This window comes from Aquabacterium parvum, from assembly GCF_001447195.1.
GTDB classification, from domain to species: domain Bacteria; phylum Pseudomonadota; class Gammaproteobacteria; order Burkholderiales; family Burkholderiaceae_C; genus Aquabacterium; species Aquabacterium parvum.
In genome coordinates this window covers 1-513 of the sequence record NZ_LFRI01000604.1, presented here as the reverse complement: position 1 = coordinate 513, position 513 = coordinate 1, and the positions used below count along the sequence as shown (strand labels likewise).

Annotated in this window: 1 rRNA gene; it reads right to left on the bottom strand. The window is 51.3% G+C overall.

From position 1 onward, the window contains the following. Positions 1-416: 416 nt before the first annotated feature. Positions 417-513, bottom strand: a 5S ribosomal RNA gene (rrf, locus tag ABG80_RS20945); the annotation flags it as partial.

The window sequence follows — 513 nt, the reverse complement described above, 5'->3', positions numbered from 1 at the left end:
CTGAGCCAGGATCAAACTCTTCAGTTCAATCTCTGTAAACTCACTCAGGAATTGAAGTGACACATAAGTGTTAACACTTCTATTTCCATGAGCGTTTGGTCCAAGGACCTGGCGTCTTGCGACGCCAGCGCACCTCACAGAACCAAACACCCACGCTTATCGGCTGTTGATTTTTAAAGAACGTTTCTGACTTGTTGTCAGCACAGAAGCGAGATTATCACTCGCTTTCCACTGTGTTGTCAAGCACCTTGGCAAACTTTTTTGCATCGCTTCGATCTTTTGATCAAAGCGCGCTCAGCATGCCTGCATGGAGCCTCACAACACAGCCCCCAGAGGGCAAGCAGCAGCCTCGCGGCGCGCTCACCTCTTGGAGAAACCAAAGCCCCTGCAGAGCAGGGGCTTTGTTGGAGTAAGTAGCCTGACGATGTCCTACTTTCACACGGGAATCCGCACTATCATCGGCGCTGAGTCGTTTCACTGTCCTGTTCGGGATGGGAAGGAGTGGGACCAACT